15 protein-coding genes are annotated in these 16,279 nt (G+C 52.6%); 6 read left to right on the forward strand and 9 right to left on the reverse strand.

Annotated elements, in window-relative coordinates; genetic code table 11:
• Nucleotides 1–191 precede the first annotated feature (191 nt).
• The 3 genes from ACMHXI_RS09880 to ilvN all read left to right on the forward strand — a co-directional run bounded on the left by ACMHXI_RS09880 (nt 192) and on the right by ilvN (nt 4,048).
• Nucleotides 192–1,358 carry a multidrug effflux MFS transporter gene (locus tag ACMHXI_RS09880; protein WP_174840003.1) on the forward strand — a complete coding sequence of 389 codons (1,167 nt, stop codon included), beginning with the start codon at nt 192–194 and terminating at the stop codon, nt 1,356–1,358.
• Between the two features lie 471 nt (nt 1,359–1,829).
• Nucleotides 1,830–3,551 carry an acetolactate synthase 3 large subunit gene (locus tag ACMHXI_RS09885; RefSeq protein ID WP_107111285.1) on the forward strand — a complete coding sequence of 574 codons (1,722 nt, stop codon included), beginning with the start codon at nt 1,830–1,832 and terminating at the stop codon, nt 3,549–3,551.
• Nucleotides 3,551–4,048: an acetolactate synthase small subunit gene (gene ilvN / locus ACMHXI_RS09890; protein ID WP_025888373.1), complete on the forward strand. Its 498-nt coding sequence runs from the start codon at nt 3,551–3,553 to the stop codon at nt 4,046–4,048. Before ACMHXI_RS09885 ends, ilvN begins: the two co-directional genes overlap by 1 nt.
• Before the next feature lie 79 nt (nt 4,049–4,127).
• Here ilvN and ACMHXI_RS09895 read toward each other — a convergent pair whose 3' ends face one another.
• Nucleotides 4,128–5,000 (reverse strand): flagellar protein MotY, encoded by an 873-nt coding sequence (locus tag ACMHXI_RS09895; protein ID WP_413734798.1) that lies wholly within the window; start codon nt 4,998–5,000, stop codon nt 4,128–4,130.
• A 141-nt stretch (nt 5,001–5,141) separates the two neighbouring features.
• On the opposite strand from ACMHXI_RS09895, the gene rnt reads away from it, so the two are divergent.
• Complete coding sequence (gene rnt, locus ACMHXI_RS09900; protein WP_144165602.1) at nt 5,142–5,822, forward strand: ribonuclease T; 681 nt, start codon at nt 5,142–5,144, stop codon at nt 5,820–5,822.
• Nucleotides 5,823–6,042: 220 nt separating this feature from the next.
• On the opposite strand, the gene ACMHXI_RS09905 is transcribed toward rnt, so the two are convergent.
• Nucleotides 6,043–7,059, reverse strand: coding sequence for a DUF3137 domain-containing protein (locus ACMHXI_RS09905; protein ID WP_413734800.1), 1,017 nt, complete (start codon nt 7,057–7,059; stop codon nt 6,043–6,045).
• Between the two features lie 144 nt (nt 7,060–7,203).
• Nucleotides 7,204–7,809, reverse strand: coding sequence for a peroxiredoxin (locus ACMHXI_RS09910; protein WP_025009505.1), 606 nt, complete (start codon nt 7,807–7,809; stop codon nt 7,204–7,206).
• Nucleotides 7,810–8,122: 313 nt separating this feature from the next.
• Here ACMHXI_RS09910 and ACMHXI_RS09915 point away from each other — a divergent pair, with 313 nt between their 5' ends.
• Nucleotides 8,123–9,442, forward strand: a complete 1,320-nt coding sequence (locus ACMHXI_RS09915) for a Na+/H+ antiporter family protein (RefSeq protein ID WP_413734802.1) — start codon at nt 8,123–8,125, stop codon at nt 9,440–9,442.
• 113 nt (nt 9,443–9,555) lie between these two features.
• On the opposite strand, the gene ACMHXI_RS09920 is transcribed toward ACMHXI_RS09915, so the two are convergent.
• The 3 genes from ACMHXI_RS09920 to ACMHXI_RS09930 all read right to left on the reverse strand — a co-directional run bounded on the left by ACMHXI_RS09920 (nt 9,556) and on the right by ACMHXI_RS09930 (nt 13,303).
• Nucleotides 9,556–10,005 carry an Hsp20 family protein gene (locus ACMHXI_RS09920; protein ID WP_028779347.1) on the reverse strand — a complete coding sequence of 150 codons (450 nt, stop codon included), beginning with the start codon at nt 10,003–10,005 and terminating at the stop codon, nt 9,556–9,558.
• 268 nt (nt 10,006–10,273) lie between these two features.
• On the reverse strand, nt 10,274–11,968 hold the full coding sequence (gene ushA, locus ACMHXI_RS09925) for a bifunctional UDP-sugar hydrolase/5'-nucleotidase UshA (RefSeq protein ID WP_025888364.1): 1,695 nt from the start codon (nt 11,966–11,968) through the stop codon (nt 10,274–10,276).
• Between the two features lie 663 nt (nt 11,969–12,631).
• The gene (locus ACMHXI_RS09930; protein ID WP_317058358.1) at nt 12,632–13,303 is read right to left on the reverse strand and encodes an alpha/beta hydrolase; all 672 of its coding nucleotides are present in this window, start codon (nt 13,301–13,303) and stop codon (nt 12,632–12,634) included.
• 180 nt (nt 13,304–13,483) lie between these two features.
• Between ACMHXI_RS09930 and ACMHXI_RS09935 the strand changes: the two genes are divergently transcribed.
• A complete protein-coding gene (locus tag ACMHXI_RS09935; protein WP_208125864.1) occupies nt 13,484–14,494 on the forward strand; it encodes a glutathione S-transferase family protein in 1,011 nt (336 codons plus the stop codon).
• 4 nt (nt 14,495–14,498) lie between these two features.
• Here the strand turns inward: ACMHXI_RS09935 and ACMHXI_RS09940 are convergent, their stop codons facing one another.
• The 3 genes from ACMHXI_RS09940 to ACMHXI_RS09950 form a co-directional block, all read right to left on the reverse strand.
• Nucleotides 14,499–14,726 (reverse strand): DUF3389 family protein, encoded by a 228-nt coding sequence (locus tag ACMHXI_RS09940; protein ID WP_025009501.1) that lies wholly within the window; start codon nt 14,724–14,726, stop codon nt 14,499–14,501.
• Between the two features lie 70 nt (nt 14,727–14,796).
• Complete coding sequence (locus ACMHXI_RS09945) at nt 14,797–15,279, reverse strand: FKBP-type peptidyl-prolyl cis-trans isomerase (protein ID WP_071239052.1); 483 nt, start codon at nt 15,277–15,279, stop codon at nt 14,797–14,799.
• Between the two features lie 70 nt (nt 15,280–15,349).
• Nucleotides 15,350–16,234 carry a WYL domain-containing protein gene (locus ACMHXI_RS09950; protein ID WP_234519015.1) on the reverse strand — a complete coding sequence of 295 codons (885 nt, stop codon included), beginning with the start codon at nt 16,232–16,234 and terminating at the stop codon, nt 15,350–15,352.
• Between the last annotated feature and the right edge of the window lie 45 nt (nt 16,235–16,279).

Below are 16,279 nucleotides of genomic sequence, written 5' to 3' on the forward strand. Positions count from 1 at the left end.
GACTTATTTGCACCTTCCCTTATTGGCCGCCGCGACTTAACATAAACCCCAAGCCCCTTTTCGTGGCACGAATCACACTCCTGACCAAGCATCCAATGCTTTTTGGCCAATATAATGAGGTTAAATTGGATACCCAACCCCAGATAACCAGGCGCACACCCCAAGGGCTGCATCTGGCCTTGCTTATTCCCATGCTGTCGGCCATCGTGGCGATAACGCCTTTGGCTATCGACATGTATCTGCCGGCCATGGCTACCATAGCCGAAAGTTTCCATTCCGATATCACTACAGTGCAGCAGTCTCTGAGCCTGTATCTGGCCGGGTATTCTCTGGGTATGCTTACCTTTGGGCCTTTGGCCGATCGCTTCGGCCGTCGTCCTTTGGTGATCATTGGCCTATCGGGATTTATGTTGGTCAGCCTGGGATTGGCGCTATCGCAAACGATAGAAATGTTTTTAAGCCTCAGATTTGTCCAGGCCTTTATCGGCGCCGCCGCTACCGTGGTGATCCCCGGCTATATCAAGGAGGTCTATGGTGACAATACGGCCAAGGGCATGTCCTATGTCAGCCTAATAATGATGCTGGCGCCGCTGCTGGCTCCATCCATAGGCAGCTTAATTCTGGAGCTGGGTGAATGGCATTTGATTTTCTTTATTCTCGCCTTCTATGCCCTGCTGCTGCTCATGCTGGTATTGCTGAAACTGCGTTTGCCATCGGATATGCAAGGCGCCGAGCGCAGCCGCAAGTCATTCTTTGGCGCTTATGCCACCGTCTTTACCCGGCCCGGCGTTAAGCTGCATATCGGCAGCGGCGTGCTGACTTCATTCGCCTTTTTCTGCTATCTGACAGCCTCGCCGTTTGTCTATATGTCTGTATTTAACTTGGATAAGTCACTGTTTGCCATACTATTCAGTACCAACGTAGGCGCCTTGATGCTGGCCAATATTATCAACTCACGCATTGTTGGTCGCTATGGCTCAAGACGCATGTTGGTTGCCGCCACTATGCTCGGCAGTATTGCCGCTACCGGGCTGTTACTGGTGAACCTGCTCGACTTGAGTTACCACTTTACCGTGGCCATGCTGATCCCCCTGATGGGATGTCTGGGGATAATGTCGGTTAACGCCGATGCCATAGTACTGATGAAGTTTCAGCAGGAAACAGGCACAGCCACCGCGGTTATCGGCACCCTGAGGTTTGGCTTTGGTGCTCTGGCAGGACCGCTGCTGGCACTGTTTTACACTGGTACTGCCGTGCCCTTTGCCGCGCTGATGCTGGCCTCTGTGCTACTGGTGGGTTTGTGCCAGTTCGCTGTCAGTCGCCGCCCTGTGCCAGAATGCCGCAGTACCGGTTCCTAAAATAAAGCTGGCGGTAAAGCATGCTCAAGCGTTTGAAACCGCTTGAGCGAAAAGCGCCGTTTGTCGATTTCCGCAACCAAAGAACCACAATTTTCAAAGACTGGGTTCATACACAAGGAATTGCGGCGCTTTAGACCAAAGTCTAAAAAGATCCTCAATTAGGAATAAAACATAATAAATTCAATACTTAATAAATAGCACTTTAGCAAAAGCCTACCGCAATCAGGGCCGCTTTTCGGCGGCAAAAATGAAATTTATTCATGCTCATAAAAAAGCCGCTCCCAGGGGCTTGAAAACTTCTCTCTTTCCAATATGATGAAATTCTGTCCATTGGTGACAGAGACCCCTTCCCTACAGGGAAGTGTGCGGTCGACAGCTGGCCGGAACTACCCTTCCGGCCCGAATTAGAGCGATAACCGTCGCTGTAAAAGTTACTGTTTACCGTAACGGTATCTTATCAAGGAGTACCAAATGGAGATGCTTTCAGGCGCCAGCATGATAGTGCGTTCGTTAATTGACGAAGGCGTAAAACATATATTCGGCTACCCGGGTGGCTCAGTTCTCGACATCTACGATGCCCTGCATCAAAAATCCGATATCGAACATATTCTTGTCCGCCATGAACAGGCGGCTGTGCACATGGCCGATGGTTACGCCAGAGCCACGGGCAAGGTCGGCGTGGTATTGGTGACATCCGGCCCGGGAGCGACCAATGCCATTACCGGCATCGCCACCGCCTACATGGATTCAGTCCCTCTGGTGGTGCTTTCTGGCCAGGTGCCCAGTAACCTGATCGGCAATGATGCCTTCCAGGAATGCGACATGATAGGGATCTCCCGCCCTGTGGTGAAACACAGCTTTTTGGTGACAGATCCCACCGAAATTCCCACCATTATCAAGAAAGCCTTCTATATCGCGGCCAGCGGCCGCCCAGGCCCTGTGGTAGTGGATCTGCCCAAAGACAGCCTCAACCCAGCGATACTGCACGAGTATCAATACCCGGAAGAGATTAAGATGCGCTCCTACAACCCGACGCTTTCGGGTCACAAGGGCCAGATCCGCCGGGGTTTGCAGGCCTTGATGGCCGCCAAGAAACCTGTGCTGTATGTGGGCGGAGGCGCCATTATGTCCGGCTGCCACCAGCAGCTGTTGACACTGGCCGAACGACTGAAACTGCCTGTGGTCAATACGCTTATGGGGCTGGGCGCCTTTCCCGGCTCTCATCACAACAACCTGGGCATGCTGGGGATGCACGGCCTGTACGAAGCCAATATGGCCATGCACCATTCAGATTTAATCTTCGGCATTGGCGTGAGGTTCGATGACAGAACCACCAATAATGTCGCCAAATATTGCCCGGATGCCAGCATACTGCACATAGATATCGACCCTTCATCCATCTCCAAGACCATCAAGGTGGATATTCCGATTGTGGGCTCGGCCGATAAGGTACTGAACGAGATGCTGCAATTGCTGGATGAAGACAAGGTAATGCCTCAGGATGACGAGGCGCTGCAACACTGGTGGCAGCAAATTGCTTCCTGGCGCAGCCGCAACTGCCTCGAGTATCAGCGCAATGCCGAACGGATCAAGCCTCAGCAAGTGATAGAAACCCTCTATCGCCTGACAAACGGTGATGCCTATGTGGCCTCGGATGTTGGCCAGCACCAGATGTTTGCCGCTCTCTATTATCCTTTCGACAAACCACGGCGCTGGATCAACTCAGGAGGCCTGGGCACCATGGGATTCGGCTTGCCGGCCGCCATGGGTGTCAAGATGGCGATGCCGGATGAAACCGTTGTGTGTGTCACCGGCGACGGTTCGATTCAGATGAATATTCAAGAGCTTTCCACCGCACTGCAATACGATGTGCCGGTGAAAATCATCAATCTCAACAACCGCTTCCTCGGGATGGTGAAACAGTGGCAGGACATGATCTACTCGGGCCGCCACTCCCATTCTTATATGGACTCGGTGCCTGATTTTGCCAAAATCGCCGAAGCCTACGGCCATGTGGGGATCAATATCGACCATGTGGATGAGCTGGAGAGCAAACTGGCACAAGCTCTGGCCATGAAAGACAGGCTGGTGTTTGTGGATATCAGTGTTGATGAAACCGAGCACGTCTACCCGATGCAAATTCGTGGTGGCGCTATGAATGAAATGTGGCTGAGCAAGACGGAGAAAAGCTGATGAGACGTCGAATCATATCTGTATTGATGGAAAACCAGCCCGGCGCCCTGTCAAGAGTTGTCGGTCTCTTCTCCCAACGCGGCTACAACATTGAAACTCTTACGGTTGCGCCCACCGATGACCCTACCCTGTCCCGGCTGACAGTCGCAGTTGAGGCCAATGAAAGCATTCTGGAGCAGATAGAGAAGCAGCTGCACAAGCTTATCGATGTGCTCAAGGTGTCCAACATCACAGAGTCCACCCATGTGGAGCGGGAACTTGCCTTGGTCAAGGTCAAGGCAAGCGGCGCATTGCGGGAAGAAGTGAAACGCACCGCCGATATCTTCCGCGGCCAAATTGTCGATGTGACAGCCAATCTCTACACAGTACAGATGGCGGGAACCAGCGATAAACTGGACGCCTTTATTGCCGCGCTGACCGAGGTCACCAAGGTGGTGGAAGTGTCCCGCTCCGGAGTCGTGGGGCTTGCCAGAGGCGACAAGGCGATGCGCGCCTGAGTCTCCCCGCCAAAGTCCACGCATGAAAAAACCAGGCTTGATCCTGGTTTTTTACTGTCTGTGAAAGCATGCTCTGGCGTTACTGGAGCGGTTTGCTTATCCGGATAACCACCCGGCGGTTGCGGGCACGCTCGTCACTGGAGTCGTTTGAAGCCACATGGCGGCGCTCGCCGTGCCCTTCGGTGTGGATCCTGTCACCCGGGATACCCCGCGCCACGAAGAACTCTTTGACTGAACCGGCGCGCTGCTGAGACACCTTCTGGTTGATACTACGACCACCATAGCTGTCGGTATAGGCGTCTATCAGCACCAGTTCCACTTCGGGATCATAGGCCAGGTACTCCAGCACCCGCGCCAGCTGCGCCTTGGAATAACGGGTCAACTCGGTACCGCCCATCTCATAGGTAAGCACGGTAAAGGCGATATCATCGAAACTGTAAGGCAATAGATTGGCCAGGCACTGCTTGAACTCGCGGTATTTCTGGGCAAAGTTGGCCGCAGAAAGGCCGACCGCCACCTTGTTGCTTTGGTTGTACCAATCGCTGTAGTAGAAAGTGGGTTCCATACCGCGATCCAGCTCTGCCAGCATGGACCAGGCGGCCTTTTTCGGCACTTCACCATTGAAGTATTTCTGGTAGCTCAACTCGGTAATCGCCTTGGAGGTCACCCCGGGACGCCAGGCCGGCGCCTTGCTCATCAAGCGGGCATGGGTCACGGCATCAGGCTTTTGCCACATATCCAGAGTAAACTGCAGATTCAGCTCTTTACCCGCATGACTGGAAAACACCGCCTTGCCGTAGGCGGGAATGTCGTGCTCCAGGCTGCAACCTATGGGGGTATTTTGCGCCACGCGCCAATGAGAGTCGTCAAGTGACGCCACATAGTGCCTGAGATCTGCCATCGCCGACAGCGGCAGACAAAGAGTCGACAGCAGGAACAGTTTACGCCACATAGAAATCTCTCTTTTCGCATACCATGTTGTCTCTATCGGCAAAGAAATTCATTCCTTTAGCCTATAAAAACAACAATCGAACATGACACCCTGTTGATGTTTTAGCATAATAGCCGCTTCGTTATTTTCCAGGGGAAATGCATGACTCAGCCAAGCCTAGCCAACCAACTCAAGCACAGATTCAGGGGCTATTTCCCTGTGGTGATCGACGTGGAGACCGCTGGCTTCAATGCGCAGACCGACGCGCTGCTGGAGATTGCCGTCACGCTGCTGAAGATGGATACCGAGGGCAATCTGGGAATAGACAGAACCCTGCACTTCCATATCGAGCCTTTTGAAGGCGCCAATCTCGAGCCGGAGGCACTGGCATTCAACGGCATAGATCCCAATAACCCTCTCAGGGGCGCCGTCAGCGAGAAAGAAGCTTTTCTGGAAATATTCAAGGCGGTGAAGAAGGCGCAGAAGGCGGCCGATTGCCACCGTTCTATCATAGTGGCTCACAATGCCGCCTTCGATCACGGCTTTGTCAGTAAGGCAATTGAGCGCAATGATATCAAGCGCTCGCCGTTTCATCCTTTTGCCACCTTCGATACCGCCACTCTGGCCGGATTGGCCATAGGCCACACAGTGCTGGCCAAGGCCTGCGCCTTGGCCGGGATCCCCTTCGACAACAAAGAAGCCCATTCGGCGCTTTATGATACAGAGCGCACCGCCGAGCTGTTCTGCTACATAGTCAACCGCTGGAAAGCCCTTGGCGGCTGGCCTTTGCCTGCCGCTGCCGAAACCGAAGCCGAAGCCGAAACCCCACAGGATGTGGTCTAAACCCGCTCAAACATACGCTCAAACATAGCAAGTCGGCTCGGACATATAAGCCGACTCAAACTAAAGTGTTTCCCGTCCTCACGCCAAATCCTTTGAGCATCAGGTGTGAGGGCGCATCAAAACCCAGCGACCAAAGACCAGCGTTCAGAAACCCGTTCAGAAGCCAGTGACCGGAAACCAAAGATAGCCTGGCTCAAAACTAAGGTCTTGAGCCTCATGTTTAAAGCCCAGTGCGATTATCGAGTTTCAGGGCTTTAATCAAGTCGAATACTTCATGGATTTCTTTGAACACTTGCTCTATGTCTGCGCTGAGATCCAGCGGCTTGAGTAGATCCAGTTGCGGCTCAAAATAGCTGTGCTTACAGGCTATTTTGACAAACAATCGACCCTGTTTAAAACAGGCTTCCAGCTCACCTTGATAAAATCCTGATAGTGACAACAAACGTTCCATAGTCGCTGTATTGAGCACATATCTGGCTTCGAGCTGATCGTCACTGTAGACCTCAAATCTACGCTCAAAGTCCGGGTCTTCCAGCTTTACCCTCGAGAGCTTGTTTCTAAACTGCGCCAAGCCATTGGCCATAAAACCTTTATCGCGGCGCACTTGGATGGTCGCGGAAAATGTCTTCGGCAGGTCAAACTCTATCACTATGCCATCGAACAGCGTCTTATATTGGGGACCATTATCGTTCTTGCCTGTGCGTTCGAGTAACGTCAGTTCCCTAAGCAGAAAAGGCACATTAAGATATTTGCCTCTGACCGAGTTTTGAAAATAACCTTTGTCATAGTCGGGAAAGAGACCATAGTCTTTATAGCTTTCCAGTTCAGGCAATCCCGAGGGGTTGAACGCAAAGCTTTTACCGAAATACCCCAGCAATAGAGGATAGATCTCCTCGACTATCTGGGTACGCAGTTCACTTATCTCACTGCCAGCCCAGATGTTGGCCAACACCACCACCGCCAGAGATAGCACGGCGCCGCCAAAGCCGATAAAAAACACCCCTTCTTTAAAATTCAACATCAAGGCGCCGTAGAAACCCATGGCAAAAAACAGCAAAAATGCCGGAATGCCGATAAAGGTGAGAGGCGCAACTATCTTTCTACGCTCTTTATACCTGGCAGCAGCGGCCTCTCGAACCGACTCATAACGCCGACACTTGGGTGCAATCTTTTGCGCATAATATTGGCCGAAGGCCTGCTTGTCTTGCTCCGGAATAGCAAACTCCATTGAATTCATCCTGTTTTCCTTGCTATTTTTCCGGTTCAATTAGCAACTATCCTGAACCTTTCGTCAAGCTCTGAGCTCTGGAATGGGCAATAAAGGTTTAGATAGGTATAAAAAAAGCTGCCCGAGGGCAGCTTTATAAAGCTATACAAGCAATTACAGCTCTTCAGCGTTCTCAGACAGGTAGGCAGCAACACCGTCTGGGCTGTCTTTCATGCCTTTCTTGCCTTTTTCCCAACCTGCTGGGCAAACTTCACCGTGCTCTTCGTGGAATTGCAGCGCGTCAATCATACGCAGCATTTCATCGACGTTACGGCCAAGAGGCAGATCGTTAACGACCTGGTGACGCACCATGCCTTCTTTGTCGATCAGGAAAGAACCGCGGAAAGCCACACCGGCTTCTGGGTGCTCAACATCATAAGCCTTACAGATATCGTGGCGAACGTCGGCTACCAGAGTGTATTGAACCTGGCCGATACCGCCTTTTTCCACTGGGGTGTTACGCCATGCATTGTGAGTAAATTGAGAATCGATAGAAACACCGATCACTTCAACGCCACGCTTCTTGAACTCTTCCATGCGGTGATCGAAGGCGATCAGCTCAGATGGGCACACGAAGGTGAAATCCAGTGGGTAGAAGAACACTACCGCAGGCTTGCCTTTGATTGCTGCAGTCAGGTTGAAACTGTCAACAATTTCACCAGAACCCAGAACAGCTGCTGCAGTAAAGTCCGGAGCCGGACGGCCTACTAATACGCTCATTTTATACCTCCATCTATGGATTGAGCTGTGAATAAAACAGAATCCGTTTTAACTACAAGCCATTATAAGAGGTGCCATGCACCTGACAACCTATTTAGGATCAATATCACGCTTTTGCTGCATTTTAAGGCTTGTCTGGGTAAGAAATCGGCAAGTGTGCGGCCACCGCAATTACCTGGCTCACAAAGCGACTCAATAACCTCAGGATCCAGTTCACAAAGAGAGATTTTTTCCCGCAAACACTGATTGCAGCTGGACATCCAAGCCCCCCCAGTCAAAAATAGCCCCTTTGTTTAGCGAATAAGACTTTACTATGAACGCAGTTGTGATTGCCGTCTGTCTGATGCTCGCTCTCAGCCTGGCCCGGGTCAATGTGGTGATCGCCTTGACGATCAGCGCCCTGGTCGCCGGCTTGATGGGAGGACTGGACATCCACCAGACCATAGAGGCATTCAATACCGGCCTGGGCGGTGGAGCCCAGATAGCCCTGAGTTATGCCCTGCTCGGCGCCTTTGCCGTGGCCCTGTCCCATTCTGGGCTGACCACTTTGATCTCCACCTCTGTGATCAAGGCCCTTGGCAAAGATCCCGATAGTCAAAACCTCAAGTGGGTTCGCAGCCTGTTGCTGCTGTCGCTGCTGGCCATGGCTATCAGCTCACAAAACATTCTGCCGATCCATATCGCCTTTATCCCCATTCTGGTGCCGCCACTCTTGCATCTGATGTCCAAACTCAAGCTGGACAGGCGTTTGGTCGCCTGTGTTATCACCTTCGGCCTGGTCACCACTTATATGGTGTTGCCTGTTGGCTTTGGCGGCATATTTCTAAACGACATACTGCTGGCAAACCTGCAGTCCAACGGCTTAGAGGCCCAGTCAGGGGATATTCCCCAAGCCATGCTTATTCCGGCCGCAGGCATGTTGGCCGGACTGTTGACGGCCGTGTTTATCAGCTATCGCAAGCCAAGAGAGTACCGGGAAGAGCAGATCCTCACCGCCGAGCCGGAAACCGGACTCAGCAAGCGCAACATCATCATTGCCGTGCTGGCCATTCTGGCGACTCTGCTGGTGCAACTGCAGACAGATTCGATGATCTTCGGCGCGCTGGTTGGCTTTATGATCTTCTCATTCAGCGGCGCGCTCAAACATGTGGCCGATGAAGATATCTTTAACCAAGGCGTGCGCATGATGGCTAACATAGGCTTTATCATGATAGCCGCCGCCGGTTTCGCCGCCGTAGTCAAACAAACCGGTGAAGTGCTGACTCTGGTGAGTGCCATAGGTGAGTTGATTGGTGACAACAAGGGCCTGGGCGCGCTGTTGATGCTGGTGGTGGGCCTGTTAATCACCATGGGTATTGGCTCATCTTTCTCGACTATCCCCATTATTGCCACCATCTATGTGCCACTGGCACTGAACTTTGGTTTCTCTGTGCCTGCGGTTATCGCCCTGGTCGGCACCGCCGCGGCGCTTGGGGATGCCGGCTCACCGGCATCGGACTCGACGCTCGGCCCCACCGCCGGCCTGAATGCCGATGGTCAGCACGACCATATCCGCGACAGCGTGATCCCAACCTTTATTCACTACAATATCCCGCTGCTGATCTTCGGCTGGATTGCCGCCATGGTACTCTAAGCACTGCCTTGGGGAATGATGGCCCTGAATACAAAAAGCCAGTCTGTATCAGACTGGCTTTTTTGCTTTAGCGGCCTGCTTTACAAGCCGGGGCCGAGCTTATCAGCGCTGTTTTAGGCCTGAGTTTCTTCTATCAGGCGGTTACCTGAGCCTATCTCAATTTTGCGCGGTTTCATGGCTTCAGGGATCTCGCGCACCAAATCTATATTGAGCAGGCCGTGTTCCAGATGGGCGCCTTCGACGGTCACATAATCGGCCAACTGGAAGGTACGTTCAAAGCCGCGCTCGGCAATGCCCTGATACAGGTATTTACGCTCCGGAGCCTGTTCGCCCTTGGTGCCTTTCACCAACAGCTTTTCGCCCTCGCTGGTGATCTCCAGCTCATCCATGGCAAAGCCTGCAACCGCCATGGTGATCCGGTAACGGTTCTCACCCAGGAGTTCGATATTGTATGGAGGGTAACCGGCATTGCCATTGTTGGCGGCGGCATGTTCGGCCAAACGGGCCAAACGATCAAAACCGATAGCGCTGCGGTAAAGGGGAGTCAAATCATAGTTACGCATAGTCATATCCTCATAGATTAAGCAATATGTAGTGTCGGGCCGAATCATCGCACCCTAGGTTCAAACGGCCGCCCAATGGCACGGCCTTTAATTTATCGGTCAAGGCGCTTCCCCTGCCGACACTCAATAGATAGGGTCGGGCAATGGTATTTCAAGTCCCGGTAGAATTATTTGGTTAAAAATCACCCAAACCCACATGACCACCCTGCTCTTTTGCCACAAAAAAGCAGCCCCGAAGGGCTGCCTCTAAAGTGACTTGAAGTGCTATTTACTGAGGCACTTCACAACCCAGTGGGCTGTTGGAGTTTTCATAAACGATATCGCCTACCGGCTCGTAATCAACGGCCTTGATGCTTTGCTTCTCTTTCAGGAAGCTGTAGAAGACTTCGGCATCAACATAGCCGGTTTGTACAGGATCCAGCTTGGGATAGCCGTCACCGCCCGCGGCGTTGAAGCTGGGTACAGTGAAGGTGTAGCTATCTGTTGCACTGTAATCCTTGCCGTTGATTTCGCTGATAGCGACCGACTTGGCCTGACAGTCAACTGTCATTTTCACGCCCGTTATCTGGGCATAAGCCCCTGAACCGCGCTGCATGGTAGCCACTACACCCAGATAATCGCTGAGCTCGGCACCTGTCATGGTGCTCAGGGTTATCATGTTACCGAAAGGCTGCACTGTCAGTACATCACGGTAGCTGATATCACCGGCGGCGATAGAGTCACGTACACCACCCGAGTTCATCACGCCGATATCGGCATTAACCTTGGTGGCCTGCGCCATGGCGAGCAAACGGCCCAGGTTGGTCTGCTGACCACGAACCACGGCGCGATCGCCTTCCAGTTTTCCATCGGTAGTGGCGATGATTTCGCCCAGTTTTTCACTACCCTTGTCCTGATATTGCTGCAGCACAGCCTTCACTGTGGTATCGGCAGGGATCGGCTCACCGGCCAGTTCCTCTGTCTTCTTGCCTTCGGCATCCAGTTTTCTCAGGTTGACCGGGATCAGCTTGTAGCTGGCCAGGTGTAGTTTACCGCCATAATATTCAAAATCGGCGCGGCCAACATATTTACCCCATTCATGGGCCTGCATGATCCAGGTGCCGTTTTGCTGATCAGGGCGACAATCATCACCTGGGTTGAAATCGGCATAGCTCTGGGTACCGGGTTCCATACAAACCGGGTTCTGTGAGTGGCCACCTATGATAACCTGCAGCTGTCCCTCTTCCAGGGCGCGAGCCATGGCCACGTCACCCGGGGCGTTGCTGCCGTTCTGGCCATCGGCATAGTGACCCATGTGAGTGGTCGCCACTATGATGTCGGCGGCTTTCTTATCATTGATCTCTTTGATGACCTTTTTGATCTCTTCTTTGGGATCAGTAAACTCAAGCTCGCCGATAAACTCAGGGTTACCTATCTTGGCGGTATCTTCTGTGGTCAAACCTATGACAGCCACTTTAAGACCTTTAACATCGAAAACCTTGTAAGGCTCGAAGTAACGGGTGCCATCTTTTTTGTAGATGTTGGCAGCCAGCATAGGAAACTCGGCGAGCTCACGCTGCATATCCAACACGCTCAGTGGGTTATCAAACTCGTGGTTACCCACGGCCATGGCGTCATAGCCAATTAGGTTCATGCCGATAAAGTCAGGCTCGGCGTTTTGCAGATCCGACTCAGGCACACCTGTGTTGATATCACCACCGGAGAGCAACAGAGTCTGGCCGCCGTTGCTTTCCACTTCGTTGCGTAAGCGCTCAACCAGCGTCTTACGGGCTGCCATACCATACTCACCGTCACTGTTTTCCCAGAAGCGGCCATGGTTGTCATTGGTGTGTAAAATGGTGAACTTGGTGCAGTTATCGGCGCCGCAGACTTCCGGTGCCGGATCCTTGTCATCACTGTTACAACCGGCGAGAGCAGCCAGAATGGCTGTCGCCAAAAGTCCTTTCATCAGTTTATTAGACATAATTAAATCAACCCCATGTTTTTATTTATTTTTACCATCATCATTAATAAGCGGTGAAGCGAACTTCCCGCGCCCGACATACTAGCAAGATTAAGTCGAATATGTGTCATTTTTATTAATAAAAGTGAGCTAAATGTGTGATTTTAAGGCGGGAAATAATACAGTTTGTTTACGTTACCAAATAACCCCCTAAACGAGGGGGATATCAAAGCGGGATATGCTGCGGGACCAGGATTTAAGAACTCTAACCAACCATAGTTATCTTGCTGTTATTTAAGATAATAACTAAAGCTTGCCATGAGACATGGCCATTGTTTGGCAAAACAAACAGCCCGGGTGATAATTTTCTTGCCCCAGGCTGCTTAATTTTCAGGCGCTCAACCCTTAACTGTCACTTAGGGAAGGTGCGAATAAATCCTCGTGGCACTCTGGCTTGCACAGCAATTGGCGTTCAAGGCATCTGACTGAAGGCATGCCGGGGCCTGTCAAAGTCGGATAACGCAGAGAGCCGGTTGCTGTGCAAGCCCCAAAGGGCGTGGCTTACAGACCTGTCTGCTGTGTTGTGCTTCTTGCAAAGGACTCAGGCCATTTGCTGCGAACCACGCCTTGCATCCAGGCCCGTAAGCCGACGCAGAGCACGCATGGGACTTGTTCGCACCTTCCTTAGCTCAAACACGCCTGCAGCCACTGACTAATGAGATTAAGCTCCTGCGGTACCACGCCGTGCGCCATTGGGAAAGTGTGCCATTCAAGCCGATATCCCCCCTGCTCGAGCGCCTCTTTAGCCATAAGCCCGGCACTGAGGGAAACCACATCATCCTGCTCACCGTGGCATTGCAAAATAGGTGTATCACGGTTGGCGCTGCTCACGTCTTCCGGCAGTTGCTCACCTCCAGGCAAATAACAGGACAGCGCCATAATACCGGCCAAGGCTTCGGGATAACGCAGTGCGGTAAAGAGGCTCATCACCCCACCTTGGCTGAAACCGGCAAGCACAATACGGTTGGCGGCAATGCCCTGGGCGACTTGCTGCTCTATGAGTTGTCGAACCAAACGCTCGGATTGCAACACCCCTGGCATATCGGCTCTGTCATGGAGATTGAGGCTCTTGATGTCATACCAGGCGCGCATCACATAGCCACCATTGACAGTAACAGCTTGCTCAGGCGCATGTGGAAACACAAAGCGTATCGAGTGATCGGCTGGCAATCCCAATGCCGGCACCACAGGGGCAAAGCCGTCACCCGAGTCACCCAAACCATGCAACCAGATAACACAGGCCGTGGCCGGCTCCCGGGGTTCAACAACAACGGCATCCAGGGTGGCTGACGACATAACTACATCCTTCTTGATAGGCAAAAAATGTGACCGACATCATATCAGGCTGAAGATTCCTTGCCAGTACCATTCTAAAAATTCGAATAAAAACACATGTATTTCGCGCTTTACCCACAAATAACCACCACCTAGACTGAGATGCAAGCCATGAAAGCAAAGCGGTTAAAGGAGCGACAGATGGGATTATTGCAGCAGGGCAAATGGGTTGATCAGTGGTATCAGACAGACAAAAGCGGCGGCAAGTTCGTCCGTGAAGATGCAAAGCTGCGAAACTGGATCACCCCGGACGGCAGTCCGGGCCCCAGTGGCCAAGGCGGATTCAAGGCCGAGCTGGGCCGCTATCATCTCTATGTTTCACTCGCTTGCCCCTGGGCCCACAGAACCTTGATATTTCGCGCCTTGAAGGGATTGGAAGCGCTGATCTCTGTCACTGTGGTCGAGCCCCATATGTTGGAAAACGGCTGGGAATTTGCCACAGAGGCGGCTGGCCCCAAGGGCGGCCACCATATCCAGGGCGCCGAGCAAGACCCTTTGTTTGGCAAAGCATTCCTCTACCAAATTTATCAACTAGCCGCTAGCGATTACAGCGGTCGGGTGACAGTACCTGTGCTGTGGGACAAACATCATCAGACCATAGTCAGCAATGAATCGTCGGAAATCATCCGTATGTTCAACTCCGCCTTCGATCATCTGACCGGCAATAACCTGGACTTTTACCCGCCCCATCTGAGAGAGGAGATAGATACGCTCAACGAGTTCATCTATCCCAATATCAATAACGGGGTTTACCGGGCCGGTTTTGCCACCTCACAACAAGCCTATGAAGAGGCCTTTGAGCAGCTGTTCAGTGCCCTTGACAGATTGGAGTTGCAATTGAGTGAACGCCGCTTTCTCACCGGTTCACAAGTCACTGAGGCAGACTGGCGCTTGTTTACCACTTTAATCCGTTTCGATGTCGTCTATGTGGGCCACTTCAAGACCAATAAACGCCGCATTGAAGACTACCCGGCGCTGAGCCAATACCTGCGCGATCTGTATCAGTACCCCGGCATTGCCGCCACGGTCAACTTTGAACATATCAAACAGCACTATTACTACAGCCATGGGCAGATAAATCCCAGTCGCGTCGTACCCAAGGGCCCCGAGTTAGACTATCAGCGCAGCCATCAACGCCACAGACTGGAATAGTAAATCACTCGGGCGTCAGGCCGTAAAAGTCTGCCAGTTGCTCGAGCTGTTCATCTGAGTCGAGCCGCAGCTGCCAACGCACGGCGCCGGCATCGGCCAGCAGAATGCAAGGGCCTTTGAGCAAACGGATATCGTCGCTCAGCGCCATCAACACTGTCTGCATGGCCGGCAAGCGTACCTGCAGCTCATTGGGACTCAGCAGCAATCGCCCCTGCTCGCAGTCAATTTTCATCCCCTCTCCTCTCAATGGTTTTTCAATCAAAAACGCCCGCTAAAGCGGGCGTTTTCAGTTAAAGCCAAACTCAGTGGTGATGGCCACCGACGCCATGGGCATGACCATGGGCTATCTCTTCATGGGTAGCTTCACGGGCGGAAACGACTTCGATATCAAAGGTCAGCTCGCGACCGGCCAATGGGTGATTGATGTCCACAGTGGCCATAAACTTGCCCACCTTGACCACAGTCACCTGACGCTGGCCTTGATCTGTATTGACGACCGCGCGCATGCCTGGCTTCCATACTTTGGCGCCCATCAGGTGTTTTACCGATACGCGCTGCTCGGCGCCTTCAACACGCTCACCGTAAGTTTCAGAGGCAGGCAAGGTCACACTGAACTTGGCACCTATCTCTTTGCCTTCAATGGCTTTCTCGACTCCGGGCATCATGTTGTCATGGCCATGCAGATAGGCGATGGGATCGTGCCCCTCGTTGGTTTCCAGCACTTCCCCCTTTTCATCGCGCAGTGTGTAATTGAACTGCACCACCATATCTTCTTTAACGCTCATTCTGAGTCCTCAGTATTCATGATTCCGGCGCAGCTTAACAAAACTGTCGCCTGCACTCCACTGCTTTGGATTACCGCCCGGCGCCAGGCACTATCGCCAGATGCTCGAGTCGCTCCAGCACCTGGTGGTTTTTAAGTGCCAACTGACAAACACCACCATCGATTTGATGCTTAACAGAGCAATCCACACTCCAGCTGCGCAGCAGATATCCGGCCAAGGCCGCGTTGCTGGCCACCTTGAGTTCACCATCCTCCATACGATAGTCGAGCATAATCGCCTCCGGATGCTTCAGGCTCGGATGGGGTACCAACACCAGTTCCACCGGCGTCAACCAGTTGTTGTCGGCTGCCGGTTGCTCCTTGGGCAAGGGAGAGCCCTCAAGTTCTCTGGCCTGCTTGATACGGGTCACCACAAAGTCGTTGAACTTGCCATGCTGTCTGTCAAATGCCCGTACATGCCAGCGCTGGCCGTTGTTGACCAGGGCATGGGGCACAATTTCACGGAGGGTTTCACCGCTTGAGGTGGAAACATATTGCAGTGCCAGCGCCTGCCCTTGCTGAATTGAACGCATCAGCGCCGCGATAATCTCGGTATCCGGATGAATAAGCCGCACCGCATCGAAACAGACCTGGCTGGGAACCAGGGGCTGTGACAAACCATCTCCAAAGCCACGGGCCAGACCCGAGAGAATGGCTTCGGGATCGTGATGAAACAAGGGTTTGAATTCATGCTGGCGCTGATAATGACGGCTGGGGTGCATCAGCTTGAGGTTCTGCGGCGCCAATTCGCGATAGAGGCTGAAGTCGCGGGTGGCGGCCGCCAATCCGGTGGCAAACTTGGCAATCAGATCCTGACGACTGACCTGGCCAAAATACTGCAGACTGAAATCGATAAAGGCCAGACGCTGACGCTGGCCGTGACTCAACTTATCTATGTTGCTCATCTCGCTGCTCATATCATTCCCTGAGTTCAAATAGGTGAGGGAGAACGCCAATTTCTG

This window comes from Shewanella sp. BJSY2023SW005 (assembly GCF_047314585.1).
GTDB classification, from domain to species: Bacteria; Pseudomonadota; Gammaproteobacteria; order Enterobacterales; family Shewanellaceae; genus Shewanella; species Shewanella algae.

Excerpts from the sequence above, each read along its gene's own strand:
- ACMHXI_RS09880 (WP_174840003.1), top strand. The coding sequence starts at position 192 with ATGCTGTCGGCCATCGTGGCGATAACGCCTTTGGCTATCGACATGTAT.
- ACMHXI_RS09885 (WP_107111285.1), top strand. The coding sequence starts at position 1,830 with ATGGAGATGCTTTCAGGCGCCAGCATGATAGTGCGTTCGTTAATTGAC.
- ilvN (WP_025888373.1), top strand. The coding sequence starts at position 3,551 with ATGAGACGTCGAATCATATCTGTATTGATGGAAAACCAGCCCGGCGCC.
- ACMHXI_RS09895 (WP_413734798.1), bottom strand. The coding sequence starts at position 5,000 with ATGTGGCGTAAACTGTTCCTGCTGTCGACTCTTTGTCTGCCGCTGTCG.
- rnt (WP_144165602.1), top strand. The coding sequence starts at position 5,142 with ATGACTCAGCCAAGCCTAGCCAACCAACTCAAGCACAGATTCAGGGGC.
- ACMHXI_RS09905 (WP_413734800.1), bottom strand. The coding sequence starts at position 7,059 with ATGAATTCAATGGAGTTTGCTATTCCGGAGCAAGACAAGCAGGCCTTC.
- ACMHXI_RS09910 (WP_025009505.1), bottom strand. The coding sequence starts at position 7,809 with ATGAGCGTATTAGTAGGCCGTCCGGCTCCGGACTTTACTGCAGCAGCT.
- ACMHXI_RS09915 (WP_413734802.1), top strand. The coding sequence starts at position 8,123 with ATGAACGCAGTTGTGATTGCCGTCTGTCTGATGCTCGCTCTCAGCCTG.
- ACMHXI_RS09920 (WP_028779347.1), bottom strand. The coding sequence starts at position 10,005 with ATGCGTAACTATGATTTGACTCCCCTTTACCGCAGCGCTATCGGTTTT.
- ushA (WP_025888364.1), bottom strand. The coding sequence starts at position 11,968 with ATGTCTAATAAACTGATGAAAGGACTTTTGGCGACAGCCATTCTGGCT.
- ACMHXI_RS09930 (WP_317058358.1), bottom strand. The coding sequence starts at position 13,303 with ATGTCGTCAGCCACCCTGGATGCCGTTGTTGTTGAACCCCGGGAGCCG.
- ACMHXI_RS09935 (WP_208125864.1), top strand. The coding sequence starts at position 13,484 with ATGGGATTATTGCAGCAGGGCAAATGGGTTGATCAGTGGTATCAGACA.
- ACMHXI_RS09940 (WP_025009501.1), bottom strand. The coding sequence starts at position 14,726 with ATGAAAATTGACTGCGAGCAGGGGCGATTGCTGCTGAGTCCCAATGAG.
- ACMHXI_RS09945 (WP_071239052.1), bottom strand. The coding sequence starts at position 15,279 with ATGAGCGTTAAAGAAGATATGGTGGTGCAGTTCAATTACACACTGCGC.
- ACMHXI_RS09950 (WP_234519015.1), bottom strand. The coding sequence starts at position 16,234 with ATGAGCAGCGAGATGAGCAACATAGATAAGTTGAGTCACGGCCAGCGT.